We start from the raw sequence: 20,195 nt of genomic DNA, 5'->3' as shown, positions 1-20,195 counted from the left end.
ACGCCTGCTTGCGAAAACGCTACCGCCCCGGGGCCGCGCTCAAGCCAGCGGCGCACGCGGAGATCGAAAACGGCCGCTCACAGGCGGCCGGCTGGGTGATCCCGTTGGGACGGGATCACCCGGCGCGATCCGCGATCCTGCGCACGAGAGCGGGAAGAGGGCCCGGAAACCCTTCGGACCGGACCCGTCTCGTCGGCGGCGAGCGCGGAATTCCGTTGTCTACTGGGCTCCCGGACCCGTCCCGGGTCCAACCCCCCAACCGGTTGGGGTGCCCCGACTCGACGGACCGACGGCCCTGCACCTGGCTGTGTGGACGAAGTCACGCTCCGTCACGGACGCAGGATCCGGCGATGTCAGAGACGGCCAACCGGCCAAGTCCCGTGCTGGACTGCGCAGCAAACTACCGACTCCACCTCAGATGTCAACCGTGTCCCGATCAGCGGGAACATCAAGTTTCCGCAGGTGGGACATGTTCGGCCTGCCGTCGTAAAGCGGGTCAAAGCCCATTTGCCGACGTCGGGGACCTGCCCGGCAGGCCCGACAGCGCCTGCGACAACGGCCCTTCGTGGACGACGCCCAGCCGTTGCGTGGCACGCGTCAGAGCAACATACAGGTCGCTCGGCCCGCGTGGCGACTGGGCGGCGATGAGGTCCGGCTCGGCCACGATCACCGAGTCGAACTCCAGGCCCTTGGCGTCGGCCACGCCCATCACCGCGAGGGGCGCGTCGAGGGCGGCGGCCCCGGCGGCCCGTCCGGCGCCGGGCGTGACCACCGCGGCGCCCTCCACCGCCGCGACCAGCCGCGCGCCGAGCGTGTCCAGCAGCGCGTCGGGCACCACCACGGCGACCTTGCCGCCCTCCCCGACCTCGGACCTGGCCAGCTCGGGCAGCGCGGACAGCGGCGCCGACCAGGGCCGCGCGCCGAGCTCGCGCACGGACGTCGGCGCCTCCAGGGCCGGGTCGATGGTGGCCAGCACGCGCGCGGCCACCTCCATGAGCTCCACGGGCGTGCGGTAGTTGACCGTCAGCCGCTCCTGACGCCAGCGCCCGGCCACGTACGGGTCCAGCACCTGCGCCCACGAGCGCGCCCCCGCCGCCGAGCCGGTCTGGGCGATGTCGCCGACGATCGTCATCGACCGCGTCGGGCAGCGCCGCATGACCGCCCGCCAGGCCATCGGCGACAGCTCCTGCGCCTCGTCCACGATCACGTGCCCGTAGGCCCAGGTGCGGTCGGCGGCGGCGCGTTCGGCGGTGGTGAGGTAGGGGCCGTCGCCGCGCTGGCGCTCGGCCAGCCGCTCGGCCTCCATGACGTCGGACAGGCCGGTCAGCTCCAGCACCTCGCGCGCGTAGGCCAGCTCGGCCTCGCGCTGGTGCTCCTCGGCCTGGCGGGCCGCGGCCAGCTCCTCCTCGGCCTGCATCGCCGAGGCGCGCAGCACGTGCTCGTCGATGTCGCCCAGCAGTTCGGCGGCCTCGTCCAGCAGCGGCACGTCGGCGTCGGTCCACTCGGCCGAGTCGCGGCGCAGCAACGCCCTCTCCGCGGGGCTGAGGACGCCCCCCGCCGCGTCGAGCCGCTCGGGCGACCCGTACAGGCCGAGCAGCAGCCGCTGGGGCGTCAGGTACGGCCACAGCCGGTTGAGCGCCGCCTTGACCACCGGCTCGGTCCGCAGCTCCTCGCGCAGGTCGGCCAGCTCGTCGTCGTCGATGAGCCCCTTGCCGATCTTGCGGGCCTGCTGCCGGGCCAGCGCGTTCAGCAGCGACCTGACGAACACCGCGCGCGCCTGGTTGTGCGGGCGGCGCGAGCGCACGGCCTTGTTCTTGGCAGCGTCGAGCATGGCGCGGTCGACGGTGAGCGTCAGCCGGCCCATCGTCAGCTCGATGGGCTTGCGCGGCACCTTCTGCCGCTCGCGCACCGCGCGCTCGATCACCTGGGCCATCCGCGGGTCGCCCTTGACCGCGGCCACCTCCGGACGGTCGCGCCGGGTGGCGGTCACGCCCGGGTACAGCTCGCCCACGGTGGACAGCAGCACGTCGGTCTCGCCGAGCGAGGGCAGGACCTGCTCGATGTAGCGCAGGAAGGTGAGGTTGGGGCCGAGGATGAGCACGCCGCGGCGCTCCAGGCGCTCCCGGTGGGTGTAGAGCAGGTAGGCGGCCCGGTGCAGGGCCACGACGGTCTTGCCCGTGCCGGGGCCGCCCTGCACGACCAGGACGCCGTTGAGGTCGCTGCGGATGACGCGGTCCTGCTCGGCCTGGATGGTGGCGACGATGTCGCGCATGCGGCCGGTGCGGCGCTCGTCGAGGGCGGCCAGCAGCGCGGCCTCGCCGTTGAGGGTGGCGCGGTCGTCGTCGGTGAGCGCGTCGAGGTCGAGCAGGTCGTCGTCGACGCCGACGACGCTGCGTTCCCTGGTCTGCAGGTGGCGGCGCCTGGTCACGCCCATGGGCGCGGCGGGGGTGGCGCGGTAGAACGGCTGCGCGACGGGCGCGCGCCAGTCGATGAGCAGGCGTCGTTGCTCGTCGTCGGTGAGGCCGAGCTTGCCGATGTAGAGCCGGCCCTCCTCGACGTGGTCGAGCCGGCCGAAAACCAGGCCGCGCTCCACCGCCCAGAGCCGGGCCAGCCGCCCGGCGTACATGTCGGCGAAGGAGTCGCGCTCGGATCTGTTCTGCATCGTGCCGACGGCGCCCGTGGCCAGCACCTCCTTGAGCCGGCGCTGGGTGCGCTCGCGCAGCTCGTCGAGGCGGTCGTACAGACCGGTGACGTAGGACTGCTCCTTGGCGAGCTCCGTTTGACGAGTTGCCGCCTGACCATTATTGTGGTTAATGGGACACTCCGGGCCATTCTGCTTGTTGTTGCGACAAACGATGACATTAGCACGCCTGTCGAGGCACTCCCATCTTCCCTTCCCCCTTCCGGGTCACGGCTTGGTTTCGCCCTCTTGACCAGTATGGGAGAACTCCCTATGTTCACGAGTTAGGAAAGTTTCCTAACTTCGTCGAAGGAGTCCTCCTGATGAGCGGTCCGGTTCCGGGAACGCCCAGCCTGCTGCGCGCGATCAACGACCGCGCGGCCCTGCGGGCGCTCCTTGAGCGCGGGTCGCTGACCCGCCCGGAGCTGGGCGCCCTGACGGGCCTGTCCAAGCCCACCGCCTCCCAGCTGCTGTCGCGCCTTCAGGACGCCGGGCTGGTGGTCCTGGACGGCATCAGGGAGGGCCTGCCGGGCCGTACCGCCGAGGTCTACCGGATCAACCCGGCGGCGGCCTACGTGGGCGCCCTCGACGTCACCCCCGACCGCATCGAGGCCCGCGTCGCCGACATCACCGGCACGGTCGTGGGCTCGTACACGCTGCCCACGCCCCGGCGGCCGGGCGGCGAGCTGGTCGACCGGCTGGGCGCGGCGCTGGCCGGCGCGAACCCGCCGGACAAGCTGCGCCGGGTCGTGATCGGCGTGCAGGCGGCGATCGACCCGGCCACCGGCCGGCTCGGCTACGCCGCCGCCAAGGACGTGCCCGGCTGGCAGATCGACGACCTCGTGCCCACCCTCAGCGCGGGTCTCGGCACGGCCGTGGACGTGGAGAACAACGTCAACCTCGTCGCCCTGGCCGAGCAGGCGCACGGCGCGGCGCGCGGGCACTCCGACTTCGTGCTGCTGTGGGCCGACGAGGGCATCGGCTCGGCCATCGTGCTCGGCGGGCGCATGCACAGGGGCGCGACCGGCGGCGCGGGCGAGGTCGGGTACATGCCGACCCCGGGCGCGCCGACGGCCCGCGAGGCCGGCCGCTACGCCAACCACGGCTACCAGGCGCTCACCGGCGGCCCGGCCGTGCTGCGGCTGCTGCGCTCCTACGGCGTGCACGGCACCGACTTCCGCCAGGCCATCGCCAAGGCGGTACGCGTGTCGGAGGGCTCGGGGCAGAAGGCCGACGACGCCAGGGCGGGGCTGCGCGACATCGCCGCCCGCCTGGCGGTGGGCCTGGCGGCCATCACCTCCGTCATCGACCCCGGCCTGATCGTGCTGACCGGCGGCGTCGTGCTGTCGGGCGGCGAGCCGCTGCGCGAGCTGGTCGAGCACGAGCTGCACGCGCTCACCATCCCCCGCCCCGTCGTGCGGCTGTCGCACGTGGAGGGCAACCCGGTGCTGGCCGGCGCGCTCGACCTGGCCCTGGACACCGTACGCGACGAGGTCTTCAGCTCGACCGTCCCTTCGTGAGCCATTTTTCCCTTTCATGATCCCCCAGCGGCAGGAGGCACCCCCCGTGCGCTTCGTCCCCCTGGCGGCTGTCGCGATCCTCGCGCTCGCCGCCTGCACCGCCGGCAGGGAGGCCGGGCCCTCGCTCGGCTCCCAGCCCAGACCCTCGGGCTCGGCCTCCGCGGCCCTCCCGGCGGCCACCATCCAGCTCTGGCACGGATTCTCCACCGACGCCGAGGTCAAGGCGTTCGAGGAGGCCATCGCCGGGTTCCACGCCAAGTTCCCGCAGATCACCGTCAAGGCCACCAAGGGCGTCCAGGACGACCAGATCACGCAGGCCATCCGGGGCGGCAACGCGCCGGACGTGGCGGCCTCGTTCACGACGGACAACGTCGCCCAATGGTGCAGGTCGGGATCGTTCCAGGACCTCACCCCGGTCATCAAGCAGGACGGCATCGACCTGTCGGTGCTGCCCGAGGTGGCACGTTCCTACACCGGCTTCGGCGGCCGGCAGTGCACGCTGCCGCTGCTGGCCGACGCCTACGGCCTCTACTACAACAAGGCCCTGATGAAGGGCAACCAGCCGCCCAAGACGCTGACCGAGCTGGCCGAGCTGGCCAAGAAGCTGACCGTCCGGGACGCGAACGGCGACATCAAGGTGGCCGGGTTCGTCCCCAGCACGCAGTACTACGAGAACAGCCCCAGCCACCTGGCCCCCATGGTCGGCGCCACCTGGTACAACGCCGACGGCACCTCGGCCATCGGCACCGACCCGGCGTGGAAGGCCCTGCTGCGCTGGCAGAAGGACCTCATCGACTGGTACGGCTACGACAAGCTGGAGAAGTTCCGCAAGAGCCTGGGCGACGAGTGGAGCGCCGACCACCCGTTCTACAAGGGCAAGATCGCGATGGTCCTGGACGGCGAATGGCGCAACGCCATGATCGCCAACGACGCCAAGAAGCTCGACTACGCCACCGCTCCCCTGCCGGTCGCCGACGACAAGCCCGACCTGTACGGCAGCGGCTTCACCGCGGGCACCGTCATCGGCGTCCCCAAGGGCGCCAAGAACCCGCAGCAGGCCTGGGAGCTGGTCAAGTACCTGACCACCGACACCAGCTCGCTGGTGACGCTCTCCAACGCCCTGCGCAACGTGCCCACGACCAAGGCCGCGATGGAATCGCCCGACCTGGCCAAGGACGAGAACTTCGCCACCTTCCTCGACGTCTTCTCCCATCCCAAGACCTCGACGCTGCCGCCGAGCGTCAACAGCGTGTTCAACCAGGAGGCGCTGGCGACCTTCGTCGTCAAGTGGGAGAAGGGCGCGGTCACCGACCTCGACGCCGGGCTCAAGGGCGTGGACAAGCAGATCGACGACAAGCTGAAGCTGTCCGGGGGCTGATCGGCGATGGCCTCCTCCCCCCACGCCGCGCCGCCGAGGCGGCGCGGCGAGGGCCTGCGCGCCCTGCTGTGGTTGTCGCCGTGGATCGCCGGAGTGTCGATCTTCTTCGTCTATCCGCTGCTGTCCACGGTGTACTTCTCCTTCTACCGCTACGACATGACCAGCACGCCGGAGTTCATCGGGCTGGACAACTACGCCTACCTGCTGCACGACCCGCGGGTCGCGATGTCGGCCAAGAACACGCTGTGGCTGGTGGCGATCATGGTGCCGGCCACGGTGCTGTTCTCCCTGGCCCTGGCGCAGCTCGTGGTCCGGCTCAAGGCCGGCGTCGGCGTGCTGCGGACGATCTTCTACCTGCCGTCGCTGGTCCCGCTGGCGGCCGGGACGATCACCTTCGTCTTCCTGATGAACCCGGCCACCGGGCCGTGGAACAAGTTCCTGGCCCTGTTCGGCATCCACGGGCCGGACTGGTTCGGCGACCCGGCCTGGTCCAAGCCGAGCCTGACGCTGCTGTCGCTGTGGAGCTGCGGCCAGCTCGCCGTGATCTTCATGGCGGCGCTGCTGGACGTCCCCCGGCACCTGTACGAGGCCGCCGCCATCGACGGCGCCGGGGCCTGGCGGCAGTTCCGCAGCGTGACGCTGCCGACGATCGCGCCGGTGCTGATGTTCGCCCTGGTCACCAACGTCATCTACGCCCTGCAGTACTTCACCCAGGCGATGATCGCCTCCCGGGTGGCCTCGGGCTCGACCGACTCCCCCGGCTCCACCTTCACCCCCGGCTACCCGGACGAGTCGCTGCTGACACTGCCTCAGTGGCTCTTCCAGTCGGGCTTCCGCGACTGGACGATGGGCTACGCGTGCGTGCTGGCGCTGCTGCTGTTCGCCACGTCGATGATCTTCACGTTGATCCTGCTGCGGCAGTTCCGCCGGGCCGAGGAGGCGATATGAGCGCGACCATGACCGCCCCCGCCCCGCCCGCGGCCCCCGCGCGGCGGCAGGGGGTCAGGGCGCGGCGGCGGCGCACGCTGATGTGGGTCGCCACGCACGCGACGGCGATCGTGCTGGCCCTGATGTTCCTGGCGCCGGTGGTGTTCCTGACGCTGACCGCGCTGATGACCGACGAGCAGGCGCTGACCGGCGACCTGTGGCCGCGCACGTGGAACTTCGACAACTTCGTGGTGGTGTTCGAGAAGTCGAAGCTGCTGCGCTGGGGGATCAACACGCTGCTGTACGCCGGCCTCGGCACGGTCTTCACGCTGGCCTCCTCGATCCCGGTGGCCTACGCGCTGGCCCGCTTCCGCTTCCGGGGACGCCGGGCGGCGTTCCTGCTGGTGATCACCGCCATGATGCTGCCGCCGCAGGTCATCGCGGTGCCGATCTACCTGGTGTGGGCCCGGCTGGGGCTGACCGACAGCCTGTGGCCGCTGATCCTGCCGATGTTGTTCGGCGACGCGTTCTCGATCTTCCTGCTCCGCCAGTTCCTGATCACCATCCCGCGCGAGTACATCGACGCGGCGAAGGTGGACGGCTGCTCGGACTTCAGGACGCTGGTGCGGGTGATCCTGCCGATGGCCCGTCCGGCGGTCGCCGCCGTCGCCCTGTTCCAGTTCTTCTACTGCTGGAACGACTACTACGGCCCGCTGCTGTACGCCGGCGTCGAGCAGGAGGGCTGGACGCTCTCGCTCGGCCTGGCCACGTTCAAGGCGTTCCACAGCGTCCAGTGGAACCTCACCATGGCCGCCACCCTGCTGGTGACCGCCCCGGTGATCATCGTGTTCTTCCTCGCCCAGAAAGTCTTCATCGAGGGCGTGACCTTGACAGGAGTGAAGGGTTGAAACTCGCCGTGGTCGGGGGCGGCTCGACGTACACGCCGGAGCTGGTCGACGGGTTCGCGCGGCTGCGTGACGAGCTGCCCGTGACGGAGATCGCCCTCATCGATCCGGATCCGTCCCGTCTTGAGCTGGTGTCGGGGATGTCGCGGCGCATGCTGGCGCACGCCGGGCATCCGGCGCGCGTGCTGGCCACCTCCTCGGTGGCCGAGGGGGTCGCGGGGGCCGAGGTCGTGCTGTTCCAGCTCCGGGTGGGCGGGCAGGCGGCCAGGAACGTCGACGAGACGCTGCCGCTGGAGTGCGGCTGCGTGGGCCAGGAGACGACCGGCGCGGGCGGCCTGGCCAAGGCGCTGCGCACGGTCCCGGTCGTGCTGGAGCTGGCCGAGACCGTACGCCGGCAGGCCCCGGACGCCTGGATCGTCGACTTCACCAACCCGGTCGGCATCGTCACCAGGGCGCTGCTCGACGCCGGCCACCGGGCCATCGGGTTGTGCAACGTCGCGATCGGCTTCCAGCGCCGCTTCGCCGCGGGGCTGGGCGTCGACCCCGGCCGCATCTCGCTGGGGCATGTCGGGCTGAACCACCTGAGCTGGGAGCGTTCGGTCCATCTCGACGGCCGGGACGTGCTGCCCGACATCATCGACCGGGCCGGCGAGGAGATCGCCGAATCCCTCGGGCTGCGGGTGGAGCTGATCCGGCGGCTCGGCGTCATCCCGTCGTACTACCTGCGTTACTTCTACGCCCACGACGCGGTGGTGCGCGAGCAGCGCGACAAGCCGTCCCGGGCCGCCGAGGTGGCCGAGATGGAGGCGCGGCTGCTGGAGATGTACGGCGACCCGTCGGTGGTGACCAAGCCGGAGCTGCTGGACCGGCGGGGCGGCGCGTTCTACTCCGAGTCGGCGGTGGCGCTGATCGCCTCGCTGCTCGGCGACCGGGGCGACACCCAGGTCGTCAACGTGCGCAACCAGGGCACCCTGCCCTTCCTGGACGACGACGCCGTCATCGAGGTGCCCGCGGCCATCACCGCCGCCGGCGCCGCGCCGCTGCCGGTGCCGCCCGTCGAGCCGCTGTTCGCGGGGCTGATCGCGCACGTGTCGGCGTACGAGACCCTGGCCCTGGACGCCGCCCGCCGGGGCGGCGCGGACCGGGTGCGCGACGCCCTGCTGGCGCACCCGCTGATCGGCCAGGACGACGTCGCCGAGGAGCTGACCGGCCTGCTGCTGGCGGCCAATCGCGAGCACCTGCCCTGGACGGTGGGCTAGTGGCGGGCCCCCGGCTGCTCCTGGCCGTCGACGGCGGCAACAGCAAGACCGACGTCGCGGTGGTCGCGGACGACGGCGAGGTGGTCGCGACCGGCCGGGCGGGCGCCTTCGAGCCGCAGAGCGCGGGCGTGGCGGCGGCCGTGGACGTGGTGGCCGAGGCGGCGACCCGCACCGGCCGGCCGGCCCAGGCGTTCTGCCACGTGTCGGCCTGCCTGGCCGGGGCCGACTTCCCGGTGGAGGAGGAGGCGCTGGCCGCCGAGTTCGCCGCCCGCGGGTTCGGCGACGTGGTGGTGCGCAACGACACCTTCGCGCTGCTGCGGGCCGGCACGTCGGCCCCGTGGGGGGTCGCGGTGGTGTGCGGCGCGGGCATCAACGCGGTCGGCGTCTCACCCAGCGGGCAGGTCGCCCGCTTCCCCTCGCTCGGCCGGATCAGCGGCGACTGGGGCGGCGGCCAGGGCGTGGCCGAGGAGGCGCTGTGGCACGCCGTGCGCGCCGAGGACGGCCGCGGCGCCCCGACGGCCCTGGCGGAGCTGGTCACGGCCCACTTCGGCACGGCCACCGTCGAGGAGCTGGTGCTCGACCTGCACTTCGGGCGCGTGGACGAAGGGCGGCTGCACGAGCTGGCCCCCGGCGTGCTGGCCGCCGCTGCGGCCGGGGACGCGGTCGCCCGGTCGCTGGTCCAGCGGCAGGCCGAGGAGGTGACCGTGATGGCCGAGGTGTGCCTGCGGCGGCTCGGCCTGCTGGGGACGCCGGTCGAGGTGGTGCTCGGCGGCGGCATGCTGACGGCCCGGGACCCGCTGCTGACGCCGCTGCTGGAGGCGGCGTTCGCGGCCAGGGCGCCGCGGGCCGAGCTGGTGGTGGCCGACCTGCCGCCGGTGGCGGGGGCGGCGTTGCTGGGGCTGGAGCACCTGGGCGCTCCGGAGGCCGCGCTGGCCCGGCTGCGCTCCCACTTCGCGCTCCCGGTCACCCGCTGACCCGGCCGCCGAGGTGCGTGTCCGGTTTGCCGGGTACGGGCGCCGGTCCTGCGGGGGGCGGCGCCCGGTGGGCTTTCAGGCGGAGGCGTTCTGGTCGGGCTCGGCGGGTGTGACGTCGGGGGCGACGACGGGGGCGCGGTGCTCGTAGGGCGTGCTCAGCACCACGGTGGTGCGGGTGGAGACGTTGGCCGAGGCGCGGATCTGCTGCAGCAGGTCCTCCAGCGCCACCGGCGAGGCCACGCGCACCTTGAGGATGTAGCTCTCGTCCCCGGCGACGCTGTGGCAGGCCTCGATGGCGCTCAGATGGGCCAGCCGCACGGGGGCGTCGTCGGGCGCGGCGGGGTCGATGGGCTTGATCGACACGAACGCGGTCAGCGGCAGCCCGATCGCGTCGTGGTCGATGACGGCGGCGTAGCCGCGGACGACGCCGCGCTTCTCCAGGCGGCGTACGCGCTGGTGGACCGCGGAGACGGAGAGCCCGGTCTCCCTGGCCAGGTCGGTGAAACTCATGCGGCCGTCGTGGGCGAGCAGCGTGACGATCCGGCGGTCGATCTCCTCCATCGGTCAAAGGTAGCCGGTGATGGTCACGACATGGTCCCGACGGGAGCGACCCCTCGGTTCATCGCGTGCTCGACCAGGGTGATGAGCACCTGGCGGCCGGAGTCGCGCCTGCGGGCGTCGCACAGCACGATGGGCACGTCGGGCTCCAGCCCGATGGCCGAGCGCACCTCGCCGACGGTGAACGGGCGGGTGCCCTCGAAGCAGTTGAGCGCGATGATGAACGGCTGCTCGCGCTTCTCGAAGTAGTCGACGGCCGGGAAGCAGTCGGCCAGGCGGCGGGTGTCGGCCAGCACCACGGCTCCCAGCGCGCCCATGGCCAGCTCGTCCCACACGAACCAGAAACGTTCCTGACCCGGGGTGCCGAACAGGTAGAGCATGTAGTCGTCGCGGATGGTGATGCGGCCGAAGTCCATCGCGACGGTGGTGGTGAGCTTGCGCTCGACGCCCGACAGGTCGTCGACGTGCGTGCCGACGTGGGTGAGCGCCTCTTCCGTGCGCAGCGGGCGGGTCTCGGAGACGGCGCCGACCATGGTGGTCTTGCCCGCGCCGAATCCGCCGGCGATCAAGATCTTGATCGCGGTCGGCAGCCGCCAACGGTCGACGCGACCGAATTCCATCCAGCACCGCCCGTACAGGTCCCGCGCACGTCGCGGCCTTCGCGCCTGGTCAGTGAAATCTGTCAAGGCGCGTGGTGAAGGCCGTACGACGTGCCTGGCATCGAGCCACCCTAGCAACGCCACATTTTCCACTCAAGACATAAACTTTTACAACGAACCAAATGTCACGATTTATCGTCGGTAGTCCTATAAATCGCCTCGCGGGCGACGGGCGGTCAAGAGGCTTGTCAGCTTATTCGACGAGATCGTTAGGTTGCGGGGCCCAGGTCCGAAATGCCGGTGAAGCCGGCGTTGAAGCCGATCCGTCGGCCCAGGTAGGCGGCCGTCCGCGGGCTGCAGCCGCGCAACGCCTCGATCAGGCCGGTCGCCTCGCCGGCCAGGCCGGCCATCGCCGCGGTGACCTCGCCGCCGGTGACGCCGAGCCCCAGGACGTTCAGGTCGCCCCAGCTCAGGTCCCTGCGGTAGGAGGCGACGTCGCCGAGCAGGTGCAGGTATCGCTGCACCTGGCGGCTGACCGTCCGCAGCTCGTCCAGGTGGCCCCTGGTCCAGCCGTCGCCGGTGTAGATCCAGTGGGACAGGTCCACGAAGCAGGAGCCGCGGCTGTCGGCGTTGTCGAGGTAGCGCTCCAAGGTGGGCACGGCGCTGGTGTCCCGCCACACCCAGGCCCTGGCCATCCCGGCCAGCGTCCGGGCGAGCTGGTCGTGCCAGAGCCGCCGCGCCGGCCCGAACCCCTCGACGGTGGCCAGCTCGTCACGCAGGTCGGCCAGGAAGCGGGTGACCGGCGACCGCGGCACCGCGCCGCCGGCGACCTCCATGCACTCGCGCGTCAGCCGGTCGACCTGCTCGCGGGTGGTGGCGGTGTGGTCGACCAGACGGCCGACGGCCAGCACCCACAGGGCGCTGCGGTTGACCGCCTTCAGCCCGCCCGCGCCCGCCCAGGGGGCGCTGAAGGCGGTGCCGAGCGTCAGGGCCTGGTAGAACTCGGTGTCGAAGGCGGCGCCGGGGAACAGGCCGTCGTACAGCTGGGCGCAACGCCGCAGGTCCCTGCCGCACTCGGCGGCCAGGGCGCAGGTGCGGCCGAGCCGGTACGCCTCCTCCAGCTCCTCGCCGGGCATCCTAGGGCCACCCGCACGGTACACAGCTCATGGCGACGCCCCCCAACAGCCGGCCGGACGAATGCACCTGCCGAAGAATTCTTTCATGATCACATACACCCATCAAGCCATTCCCACCTCCGCGAACCGGCGGAGGGGCGGCGGCGCAAGCCAGACGGAAGGGCGGCGTCACGCAAAGGGCACCGCCAGCCGGAAGGCGGCGTCAGATGGGAGCGCGGCGTCAGGCGGGAGCGGGGCGTCAGGGGGAAGGGAAGGCGGCCCAGAGGGCGGTGGCGTCGTCGTGGGGTTTGCCGCGCACCGCCCCGCGTTCGACCTCCAACCCCCGTACGGCCGAGATCACCGCCCCCGGCCCCCCGCCGGCCAGCTCGGCCAGCACGGACTCCCAGCTCCACCCGTACCACTCCACCAGCCGGGTCACCCCGTCGGTGAACAGCCCGGCCCCCAGCAGCCCGGACGCCTCCACGACCCCGCTGACCGCCTGACCGGCGGCCTCGGGCCGGGTGGAGGCCACCCAGAACCCGCCCTCGGCGTTGCGCATGCGCCGCACCAGCTCCGCCGAGTACGGCCGCCCGCCCGGCAGCCGTTCCACCCGGTCGTCGCCGATGACCTCGGCCCCGCCGTCGGCCCGCGCGAGCACCACCGGGGAGTCCCCCAGCACGAGGTACTCCACCACTCCCCCGCCCAGGCGCATCATGGCCACGGTCGTGGACGGCGAGTCGGGGTCGCCCAGGTCGCACGTGCCCGCATGGGCGCCCATGGTGACGGAGATGGCCTCGGCCAGGAGGTCGGCCAGCGGCGAGCGCCCGCCGGCGGCCAGTCCGGCGGCCAGCGCCCCGCCGAGCCGCCCGACCAGCCAGGCGACCCCGTGGGCGCACCCGCCGCCGGCCCCGGCCGCCGCCGTGGCCCCGTCGAGCACGACCGCCCACGAGGGCCCGGCCACCGCCAGGTCCTCGTTGGGCCGCGCCGACCCGGGCCGGGTGGCGTACCTGACCTCGGTGAACATGCCGTTACGGCTGGACGGTCACCAGCTCGCGCGGCGTGTTGTTCAGCCGCTCGCCGCCGGTCTCGGTGCAGACGACGATGTCCTCGATGCGGGCGCCGTGGCGGCCGGGCAGGTAGATGCCGGGCTCGACGGAGAAGGCGAACCCGGCCTCCATCGGCTCGTCGTTGCCCGAGACGATGTAGGGCTCCTCGTGCGTCTCGATGCCGATGCCGTGGCCGGTGCGGTGGATGAAGTAGTCGCCGTAGCCGGCCTCGGCGATGACCTCGCGGGCCGCCGCGTCGATCGACTCGCACGACACGCCCGGCCGCACCGCGGCGCAGGCGGCTTCCTGGGCGCGGCGCAGCACCTCGTAGTAGGCGGCGAACTCGGCGGGCGGCTCGCCCACGCTGTAGGTGCGGGTGGAGTCGGAGCAGTAGCCGTTGTGGAGCTGGCCGCCGATGTCGACCACGACCGGCTCGCCGGCCTGGATCACCCGGTCGGACACGTCGTGGTGGGGGCTGGCGCCGTTGGGCCCGGAGGCGACGATGACGAAGTCGACCGTGGCGTGGCCGGCGGCCAGGATCGCCTCGGCGATGTCGCGGCCCACCTCGCGCTCGGTGCGACCGGCGCGCAGCAGCTCGGGCACCTGGCGGTGGACCGCGTCGATGGCCTCGCCGGCCTCGCGCAGGGCCGCCACCTCGGCCGGCGACTTGCGCATGCGCAGGTCGCGCAGCACCGTGCCGGCCAGCACCTGCTCGGCCTCCGGCAGCACGTCGCGGAAGCGCAGCGACGACATGGCCCACATGCGGTCGGCCAGCCCCACCTTGGCCACCCGGCCCAGCCGGGAGGCGGCGATGCCGTAAGGGTCGTCGGTCTCGTCCCAGGCCACGAACTCCAGCCCGAGCCGGGCGGCGGGCGAGGCCTGCGCGGCCGGCAGCTCAAGGCGGGGCACCATCATGTACGCCTCCCCCGAGGCGGGCACCACGAGGCAGGTCAGCCGCTCCAGCGGCTTGGCGTCGTAGCCGCTGACATAGCGCAGGTCGGGCCCGGGGGTGAGCAGCAGGGCGTCGAGGCCGGCCTTGGCGGTGGCCTCCTGCGCGGCGGCAAGACGGGACACGGGATACAGGTCTGAGGACGTCACGAGCCAAATCTACTCGGACGCCCGGCGCCCCCACTCCAGCAGGCCGCTTGTCCGCCGAGGGCTAAAATCCGCGAAAACTTCTCACAACATGAGAGCCCATGACTACACTCCGTTCCACATTGATCACGTAGTGTGGGACCAATTGTCCAGTTCCACTGCACTTTGAGAGTGAGGCCATGGTCGACTTCGCAGGCGCGGCAGAGCTGGTCAGGGAGGCCCCGCACGGGCGGGCGCGCGGGGCGGGGGCGGAGCTGCTGGCCGTCCGGCTGGCCCACGCCGAGCGGCTGGGCAACATGGGCTGGGCCGAATGGAACCTGCGCACCGGGGCCGCCATCTGGTCCGACCAGGTCTACGCGATCTTCGGAAGAGACCGTGAGGAGGGGCCGCTGTCCCTGCCCGACCTGGCCGCCATGGTCGAGCCGGCCGACCTCGACGCGCTCGACCGGCTGCTGTGGCACGTGGTCGAGGGGGTCGAGCCCGTGCACGCCGAGTTCCGCGTCAGGCGCGGCACGGGCGAGCTGCGCGACCTGCGCGTCGTGCTCGAACCGCTGATGTCGCCCGGGGGCCCGGTCGGCATGCACGGCGTCATCCAGGACATCACCGGCCGCCGCCGGGCCGAGCGCATGATGTCGGAGTCGCGCCGCCAGCTCCTGGAGGCCCGCGAGCAGGCGGCCGAGGAGCGCCACGTGATGCTGGCGCTGCGCGAGGCCATCCTGCCCGCGCCCACCGGCTGCCTCGACCTGCCGGGGGCCAGGATCGCCGTCCGCTACGTGCCGGCCGAGAAGACCGCGAGCCTGGGCGGCGACTGGTTCGAGGCCGCGACCACGCCCGACGGCCGCCTGCTGCTGGCCATCGGCGACGTGTCGGGCCACGGGCTGCCCGCCATCGCCCACATGGCCCACCTGCGCCACGCCCTCGTCGGCCTCACCATGACCGGCCGGCCCGCCGACCGCCTGCTGTCGTGGCTCAACGACCTCGTCCTCCACCAGCTGAAGGACACCACCGCCACGGCCGTCATCGGCCACCTCGACCCCGGGACGTTGCTGTTCAGCTGGGGGCAGGCGGGCAACCTCGCCCCGATCCTGGTGCGCGGGGGCCGGGCGGCCCTGCTGGGCAGGCCGCGCGGCGTGCTGCTCGGCGCGGACTCCGGGCGGCCCTACGAGCTGGCCCACACCCGGCTGCGCCCCGGCGACCTGCTGCTGATGTTCACCGACGGGCTGGTCGAGCGGCGCACCCGCGACATCGACGTCGGCCTGGAGCTGGTCCTCGCCGCCGCCGGGGGCCTGTCCGCCCACGACCTCGACGCCGGGCTCGACCGCCTGCTGGCCGGCATCGGCGGCCCCAACCCCGAGGACGACGCGTGCCTGCTGGCCGTCGCCGTCCCGGAGCCGGACGGGAGGGCGACGGGAGTGCGACCATAGACGGGTGCTCATGCTTCTGGACACACCGTCCCTCTACTTCCGCGCCTTCTACGGCGTGCCCGAGTCGGTCAAGGCGCCCGACGGCTCCCCGGTCAACGCGGTGCGCGGGCTCATCGACATGATCGCCACACTGGTCCGTCAACATTCCCCGGCGGCGCTGGCCGCCACCATGGACGCCGACTGGCGGCCCGCCTTCCGGGTGGCGGCGATCCCGACCTACAAGGCGCACCGGGTGGCCCACGGCGACGTCGAGGAGGTGCCCGAGGCGCTGGTGCCGCAGATCGCCGTGATCAACCAGGTCCTCGACGCCGTGGGCATCGCCCGTCCCGAGTCGCCCGGCTACGAGGCCGACGACGTGATCGGCACCCTCACCCACCAGGCGCGGGGCGCCGTCGAGATCGTCACCGGCGACCGCGACCTGTTCCAGCTCGTCGACGACTCCCGCCCGGTCCGCGTCCTGTACACCGCGCGCGGCATCCGCAACCTGCAGTTCGTCGACGAGGCGTTCGTCACCGCCAAGTACGGCGTGCCCGGCCGCGCCTACGCCGACTTCGCCACGCTGCGCGGCGACCCCAGCGACGGTCTGCCCGGCGTGCCCGGCGTCGGCGAGAAGACGGCGGCGGCCCTGATCACCCGGTTCGGCTCGCTCGCCGCGCTGCTGGAGGCGCTCGACTCCGGCGTCACCGAGGGCTTCCCGGCCGGCAGCCGCAACCGCCTGGCCGCCGCCCGCGACTACCTCGACGCCGCGCCCGCCGTGGTGGAGGTGGCCTCCGACGCGCCGCTGCCCGCCGCCGACCTGACGCTGCCGGACAAGCCGCGCGACCCGGAGGCCCTGGTGGCCCTGGCCGACCGATACGGCCTCGACAGCCCGCTCAACCGCCTGCTGGAGGCGCTCAGGAGCTGAGGAACTCCCGCACGGCGTCCTGGGCCGCCTCGCGCAGGCGGCCGTGCACGGCGGCGTTCTCCTCGCGGTCGGTGCGCACCTCCACCACCCGCGGCCCCTCGCCGCGCATCGCCTTGGACAGCTCGCTGACGTCCCCGAGCAGCGTGTACGGCGTCCCGCTCGCGGCGGCGGCGTAGGCCAGGTCCACGCCGTGCGGCGTGCCGAACACCCGCTCGAACGGGTCGCGCACCGCCGCCTGCGGCAGCAGCGAGAAGATGCCGCCGCCGTCGTTGTTGACGACCACCACGCACAGGTCCGGCCTGGGCTCCCGAGGGCCGAGGATCAGCCCGTTCTGGTCGTGCAGGAACGACAGGTCGCCGAGCAGCGCGTACGAGGGCCCGTTGTGCGCCAGCGCGGCCCCCATGGCCGTGGACACCAGCCCGTCGATGCCCGAGGCGCCCCGGCTGGCCATCAGCCTGATGCCGCGCCGCGGCCGCATGAACTGGTCGAGGTCCCTGATCGGCATCGAGGAGCCGCAGAACAGCAGCGCGCCGTTGGGCAGCGCGTCGGCCAGGTCGCGGGCCAGGCGCGGCTCGGAGGTGCCGGAGACGTCCAGGACCGCGTCGAGGGCCGACCGGACGGCCGCGTCGGCCTGCCGCCAGGCGTGCAGCCAGCTGTCGTCGCCGGAGGCCACCGGGATCTCCACGGCCTGCGCGACCTGGGTGGCCGACCTGGTCGGGTCGGGCCAGCGGTCGAGGTCGGGGGCGACCACGATGTGCTCGTCCGTCCGTTTCAGCCAGGACAGCAGCGGCCGCGACAGCCCGGGCCGGCCCAGCGTGACGACCACGTCGGGACGGTGGGAGTCGGCGAACTCGGGCGTGCCGAGCAGGTAGTGGTAGCTGGAGATGGAGTGGTCGCCGTAGCGGGCGCCGCCGTTGGGCTCCGACAGCACCGGCCAGCCGGCCATGCCGGCGGCGGCCACGTAACGCCGGACGTTGGCCGCGCCGTCGCCGACGACCAGCACGCCGCGCCTGGTGGGCGGGATGTGCAGGGCGATGGGCGGAGGCGCGACGCGGGCCCGCACCCAGGGGCCGTTCGCGCCGCCGTCGAGCGGCTCGGACCAGCTCGTGTCGCCGTCGGGGATCAGCGGCTCCCGGAAGGCCAGGTTGAGGTGCACGGGGCCGGGGTTGGCCGCCCCGGCGGCCCGCTGGTAGGCGCGGCAGGCCAGCGAACGCCAGTAGGCGACCATGCCGGGACGGTCTTCCGGCACGCCGACCTCGGCGAACCAGCGGACGGCGGTGCCGTACAGCTTGACCTGGTCGATCGTCTGGTTGGCGCCGGTGCCGCGCAGCTCGGGCGGACGGTCGGCGGTCAGGACGAGCAGCGGCACGCCCGACTCGTCGGCCTCGATCACCGCCGGATGGAAGTTGGCCGCGGCCGTGCCGGAGGAGCAGATCAGCGCCACCGGCCGCTCGGAGCGCTTGGCCAGGCCGAGCGCCAGGAAGGAGGCCGAGCGCTCGTCGATGCGCACGTGCAGGCGCACCCGCGACTCGGCGTGCAGCGCCAGGGCGAGGGGGGCCGAGCGGGAGCCGGGGGCGAGCACCACGTCGGTCAGGCCACAGCGCACCAGTTCGTCGACGAGCACGGTGGCCAGCGCGGTTGCGGGGTTCAAAGCGACGCCTCCTGCATCCGGCCGAGCCACTGGGGAGATTCAATCTCAAATTCCGACAAATGCTGAAAATTCACCGAGGGGCGGCGCACCGGGAGCCATCCGTCCACGGGCGCCAGCGAGTCGTCCACCACGTCGCCCGCCAGCAACGACATCGTGCCCAGCCCGCACGCGTACGGCAGCGACGGCAGCGCCGCCGCCAGCGCGACCCCCGCGGCCAGCCCCACCGACGTCTCCACGGCGCTGGAGACCACGGCGGGCAGCCCGCACGCCTCCACCACCCGCAGCGCGGCGCGCACCCCGCCCAGCGGCTGCACCTTGACCACCGCGATGTCGGCCGCCTCGGCCGCCCTCACCTTCAGCGGGTCCTCGGCGCGCCGGATCGACTCGTCGGCCGCGATCGGCACGTCGACCGCCCTGCGCACCGCCGCCAGCTCCTCCAGGGTCGCGCACGGCTGCTCGGCGTACTCAAGACCGAACCGGTCGAGCCGCTTGAGCCGGGTGACGGCCTCGTCGACCTCCCAGGCGCCGTTGACGTCGACCCGGAGCCGCCCGGACGGCCCCAGCGCGTCACGCACCGCCTCCACCCGCGCCAGGTCGTCGGCGAACGTCTGGCCGCGCTCGGCCACCTTGACCTTCGCCGTGCCGCAGCCGGAGCGCCGCACCAGCTCGTGGGCCTGCTCGGCGTCGACCGCCGGGACGGTGGCGTTGACCGGGACGCGGTCGCGCACCGGCTCGGGCCAGCCGTCGAAGGCGGCCTCACGGGCGCACGCCAGCCAGCGGGCGCACTCGCGCGGACCGTACTCGGGGAACGGGGAGAACTCGCCCCAGCCCGCCGGGCCGTGCAGCAGCACGCCCTCCCTGACGGTCTGCCCGCGAAACCGCGTCCGCATCGGAATCCGGAAGACCACGGGAGAACGCGTCACGACCCTACCCTGCACCTGTGTCCGACCTGTCGCCATTAACCTTACGAGCATGTGGAGGAACCCGTCGCATCCGGACCGTCCGCTGCATGCCATTGTGCAGCCTCCCGGCCCCGGCCTTTTCACCGCGATCCGCGACGCCCTCTCCGGCGACGGCCCGGCCGTCCTGCCGCTCCAGCCGGGCCACGAGCACCAGGCCCTCCAGGCTCTGCGGCCCACGCACGCCGGCGGCGAGCCGTGGCCCGGCGGCGAGGGCGTCCCCGGCGACGTGGCGGTCGTCATCGCCACCAGCGGCAGCACCGGCGCGCCCAAGGGCGTGCAGCTGTCGGCCTCGGCACTGCGCGCCTCGGCGTCGGCCTCGCTGAGCAGGATCGGGGCCGCCGAGGGCGACCGGTGGTTGTGCTGCCTGCCCGTCTCCCACGTCTCCGGCCTGCAGGTGCTGGTCCGCGCGCTGCTGTCGGGCAGCGAGCCGATCATCCACCCCTCCTTCGACGTGCGGGCCGTGCTGTCCTCCGGCGCCCACCACGTCTCCCTGGTGCCGACGCAGCTCCACCGGCTGGTCGAGACGGGCGCCGACCTGTCGGTGTTCCGCACGATCCTGCTCGGCGGCGCGGCGCCCAGGGCGGGGCTGGTCGAGCGGGCCGTGGAGCTCGGCGCCCGGGTGTTCACCACGTACGGGATGAGCGAGACGTGCGGCGGCTGCGTCTACGACGGCCGCCCCCTTTACGATGTAGATCTCAAAATCGGCGCGGACGGCCTGATCAGGATCGCCGGGCCCGTGCTCTTCTCCGGCTACCGCTTCGCCGGCCGGACCGCCTTCGACGGCGACTGGTTCGTCACCTCCGACCTCGGCGAGCTGAACGGCGGCCGGCTGCGCGTGCTCGGCCGGGCCGACGACGTCGTCAACACCGGCGGCGAGAAGGTCGTGGCCGCCGTGGTGAGCGCGGTGCTCGGCACCCACCCCGAGGTCGCCGACGTGGCGGTGGCCGGCCTGCCCGACCCGGAGTGGGGCGAGGCGGTCACGGCGTTCGTGGTGCCGGCCGACCCGGCCGCGCCGCCCACGCTGGCCGAGCTGCGCGCCTACTGCCGCGACCGGCTGCCCGCCCACGCCGCGCCGCGCGACCTGCGTCTCCTCCCCCGCCTGCCGCTGCTGCCCAACGGCAAGACCGATCTCATGCGGCTGCGGACAGGAACCTGACGCGGCGCGGCTGCGTCATAACGGGGAGAGAAGGAAGGGAGC

Annotated in this window: 17 protein-coding genes; 9 read left to right on the top strand and 8 right to left on the bottom strand. The window is 72.9% G+C overall.

Features of this window, described 5'->3' with window-relative positions; genetic code table 11:
- Positions 1-496: 496 nt before the first annotated feature.
- Positions 497-2,689, bottom strand: a complete 2,193-nt coding sequence (locus ACIBQ6_RS11145) for a HelD family protein (protein ID WP_397211287.1) — start codon at positions 2,687-2,689, stop codon at positions 497-499.
- 314 nt (positions 2,690-3,003) lie between these two features.
- On the opposite strand from ACIBQ6_RS11145, the gene ACIBQ6_RS11140 reads away from it, so the two are divergent.
- The 6 genes from ACIBQ6_RS11140 to ACIBQ6_RS11115 are packed head-to-tail and all read left to right on the top strand — an operon-like array spanning position 3,004 to position 9,643.
- Complete coding sequence (locus ACIBQ6_RS11140; RefSeq protein WP_358286568.1) at positions 3,004-4,200, top strand: ROK family transcriptional regulator; 1,197 nt, start codon at positions 3,004-3,006, stop codon at positions 4,198-4,200.
- Positions 4,201-4,246: 46 nt separating this feature from the next.
- The gene (locus tag ACIBQ6_RS11135) at positions 4,247-5,578 is read left to right on the top strand and encodes an ABC transporter substrate-binding protein (protein ID WP_358286566.1); all 1,332 of its coding nucleotides are present in this window, start codon (positions 4,247-4,249) and stop codon (positions 5,576-5,578) included.
- Between the two features lie 6 nt (positions 5,579-5,584).
- On the top strand, positions 5,585-6,526 hold the full coding sequence (locus tag ACIBQ6_RS11130) for a sugar ABC transporter permease (protein ID WP_358286564.1): 942 nt from the start codon (positions 5,585-5,587) through the stop codon (positions 6,524-6,526).
- Complete coding sequence (locus ACIBQ6_RS11125; protein ID WP_352326807.1) at positions 6,523-7,413, top strand: carbohydrate ABC transporter permease; 891 nt, start codon at positions 6,523-6,525, stop codon at positions 7,411-7,413. Before ACIBQ6_RS11130 ends, ACIBQ6_RS11125 begins: the two co-directional genes overlap by 4 nt.
- Positions 7,410-8,669 carry a 6-phospho-beta-glucosidase gene (locus ACIBQ6_RS11120; RefSeq protein ID WP_397211285.1) on the top strand — a complete coding sequence of 420 codons (1,260 nt, stop codon included), beginning with the start codon at positions 7,410-7,412 and terminating at the stop codon, positions 8,667-8,669. Before ACIBQ6_RS11125 ends, ACIBQ6_RS11120 begins: the two co-directional genes overlap by 4 nt.
- Entirely contained in the window at positions 8,669-9,643 is a 975-nt protein-coding gene (locus tag ACIBQ6_RS11115; RefSeq protein ID WP_397211283.1) for an N-acetylglucosamine kinase, read from the top strand. The genes ACIBQ6_RS11120 and ACIBQ6_RS11115 overlap by 1 nt, the downstream gene beginning before the upstream one ends.
- Positions 9,644-9,718: 75 nt before the next feature.
- Here ACIBQ6_RS11115 and ACIBQ6_RS11110 read toward each other — a convergent pair whose 3' ends face one another.
- The 5 genes from ACIBQ6_RS11110 to ACIBQ6_RS11090 form a co-directional block, all read right to left on the bottom strand.
- On the bottom strand, positions 9,719-10,204 hold the full coding sequence (locus ACIBQ6_RS11110; RefSeq protein WP_358007428.1) for an Lrp/AsnC family transcriptional regulator: 486 nt from the start codon (positions 10,202-10,204) through the stop codon (positions 9,719-9,721).
- A 23-nt stretch (positions 10,205-10,227) separates the two neighbouring features.
- Positions 10,228-10,821 carry an ATP/GTP-binding protein gene (locus ACIBQ6_RS11105; RefSeq protein WP_352326803.1) on the bottom strand — a complete coding sequence of 198 codons (594 nt, stop codon included), beginning with the start codon at positions 10,819-10,821 and terminating at the stop codon, positions 10,228-10,230.
- Positions 10,822-11,069: 248 nt separating this feature from the next.
- The gene (locus ACIBQ6_RS11100) at positions 11,070-11,936 is read right to left on the bottom strand and encodes a terpene synthase family protein (protein WP_397211281.1); all 867 of its coding nucleotides are present in this window, start codon (positions 11,934-11,936) and stop codon (positions 11,070-11,072) included.
- 238 nt (positions 11,937-12,174) lie between these two features.
- Entirely contained in the window at positions 12,175-12,939 is a 765-nt protein-coding gene (locus ACIBQ6_RS11095) for a protein phosphatase 2C domain-containing protein (RefSeq protein WP_397211279.1), read from the bottom strand.
- 4 nt (positions 12,940-12,943) lie between these two features.
- Positions 12,944-14,059: a Xaa-Pro peptidase family protein gene (locus ACIBQ6_RS11090; RefSeq protein ID WP_358286554.1), complete on the bottom strand. Its 1,116-nt coding sequence runs from the start codon at positions 14,057-14,059 to the stop codon at positions 12,944-12,946.
- Positions 14,060-14,235: 176 nt separating this feature from the next.
- On the opposite strand from ACIBQ6_RS11090, the gene ACIBQ6_RS11085 reads away from it, so the two are divergent.
- Together ACIBQ6_RS11085 and ACIBQ6_RS11080 are read left to right on the top strand one after the other, a co-directional pair.
- A complete protein-coding gene (locus ACIBQ6_RS11085; protein WP_397211277.1) occupies positions 14,236-15,480 on the top strand; it encodes a PP2C family protein-serine/threonine phosphatase in 1,245 nt (414 codons plus the stop codon).
- 10 nt (positions 15,481-15,490) lie between these two features.
- Positions 15,491-16,384 (top strand): 5'-3' exonuclease H3TH domain-containing protein, encoded by an 894-nt coding sequence (locus ACIBQ6_RS11080; protein WP_387675590.1) that lies wholly within the window; start codon positions 15,491-15,493, stop codon positions 16,382-16,384.
- Here the strand turns inward: ACIBQ6_RS11080 and menD are convergent.
- Together menD and ACIBQ6_RS11070 are read right to left on the bottom strand one after the other, a co-directional pair.
- Entirely contained in the window at positions 16,374-18,035 is a 1,662-nt protein-coding gene (gene menD, locus ACIBQ6_RS11075) for a 2-succinyl-5-enolpyruvyl-6-hydroxy-3-cyclohexene-1-carboxylic-acid synthase (protein WP_358286550.1), read from the bottom strand. The genes ACIBQ6_RS11080 and menD overlap by 11 nt on opposite strands.
- Positions 18,032-18,925 carry an o-succinylbenzoate synthase gene (locus tag ACIBQ6_RS11070; RefSeq protein ID WP_397212164.1) on the bottom strand — a complete coding sequence of 298 codons (894 nt, stop codon included), beginning with the start codon at positions 18,923-18,925 and terminating at the stop codon, positions 18,032-18,034. The genes menD and ACIBQ6_RS11070 overlap by 4 nt, the downstream gene beginning before the upstream one ends.
- Before the next feature lie 82 nt (positions 18,926-19,007).
- Between ACIBQ6_RS11070 and ACIBQ6_RS11065 the strand changes: the two genes are divergently transcribed.
- Positions 19,008-20,153, top strand: coding sequence for an AMP-binding protein (locus ACIBQ6_RS11065; protein WP_397211275.1), 1,146 nt, complete (start codon positions 19,008-19,010; stop codon positions 20,151-20,153).
- Positions 20,154-20,195 lie beyond the last annotated feature (42 nt).

It is taken from the genome of Nonomuraea sp. NPDC049655, assembly GCF_044465465.1.
GTDB lineage: Bacteria > Actinomycetota > Actinomycetes > Streptosporangiales > Streptosporangiaceae > Nonomuraea.
This window is presented reverse-complemented; position numbering and strand designations above follow the sequence as displayed.

Coding starts and splice junctions, on each gene's coding strand:
- ACIBQ6_RS11140 (WP_358286568.1), top strand. CDS start 3,004: ATGAGCGGTCCGGTTCCGGGAACGCCCAGCCTGCTGCGCGCGATCAAC.
- ACIBQ6_RS11130 (WP_358286564.1), top strand. CDS start 5,585: ATGGCCTCCTCCCCCCACGCCGCGCCGCCGAGGCGGCGCGGCGAGGGC.
- ACIBQ6_RS11125 (WP_352326807.1), top strand. CDS start 6,523: ATGAGCGCGACCATGACCGCCCCCGCCCCGCCCGCGGCCCCCGCGCGG.
- ACIBQ6_RS11110 (WP_358007428.1), bottom strand. CDS start 10,204: ATGGAGGAGATCGACCGCCGGATCGTCACGCTGCTCGCCCACGACGGC.
- ACIBQ6_RS11105 (WP_352326803.1), bottom strand. CDS start 10,821: ATGGAATTCGGTCGCGTCGACCGTTGGCGGCTGCCGACCGCGATCAAG.
- ACIBQ6_RS11100 (WP_397211281.1), bottom strand. CDS start 11,936: ATGCCCGGCGAGGAGCTGGAGGAGGCGTACCGGCTCGGCCGCACCTGC.
- ACIBQ6_RS11095 (WP_397211279.1), bottom strand. CDS start 12,939: ATGTTCACCGAGGTCAGGTACGCCACCCGGCCCGGGTCGGCGCGGCCC.
- ACIBQ6_RS11085 (WP_397211277.1), top strand. CDS start 14,236: ATGGTCGACTTCGCAGGCGCGGCAGAGCTGGTCAGGGAGGCCCCGCAC.
- ACIBQ6_RS11080 (WP_387675590.1), top strand. CDS start 15,491: ATGCTTCTGGACACACCGTCCCTCTACTTCCGCGCCTTCTACGGCGTG.
- ACIBQ6_RS11070 (WP_397212164.1), bottom strand. CDS start 18,925: ATGCGGACGCGGTTTCGCGGGCAGACCGTCAGGGAGGGCGTGCTGCTG.
- ACIBQ6_RS11065 (WP_397211275.1), top strand. CDS start 19,008: ATGTGGAGGAACCCGTCGCATCCGGACCGTCCGCTGCATGCCATTGTG.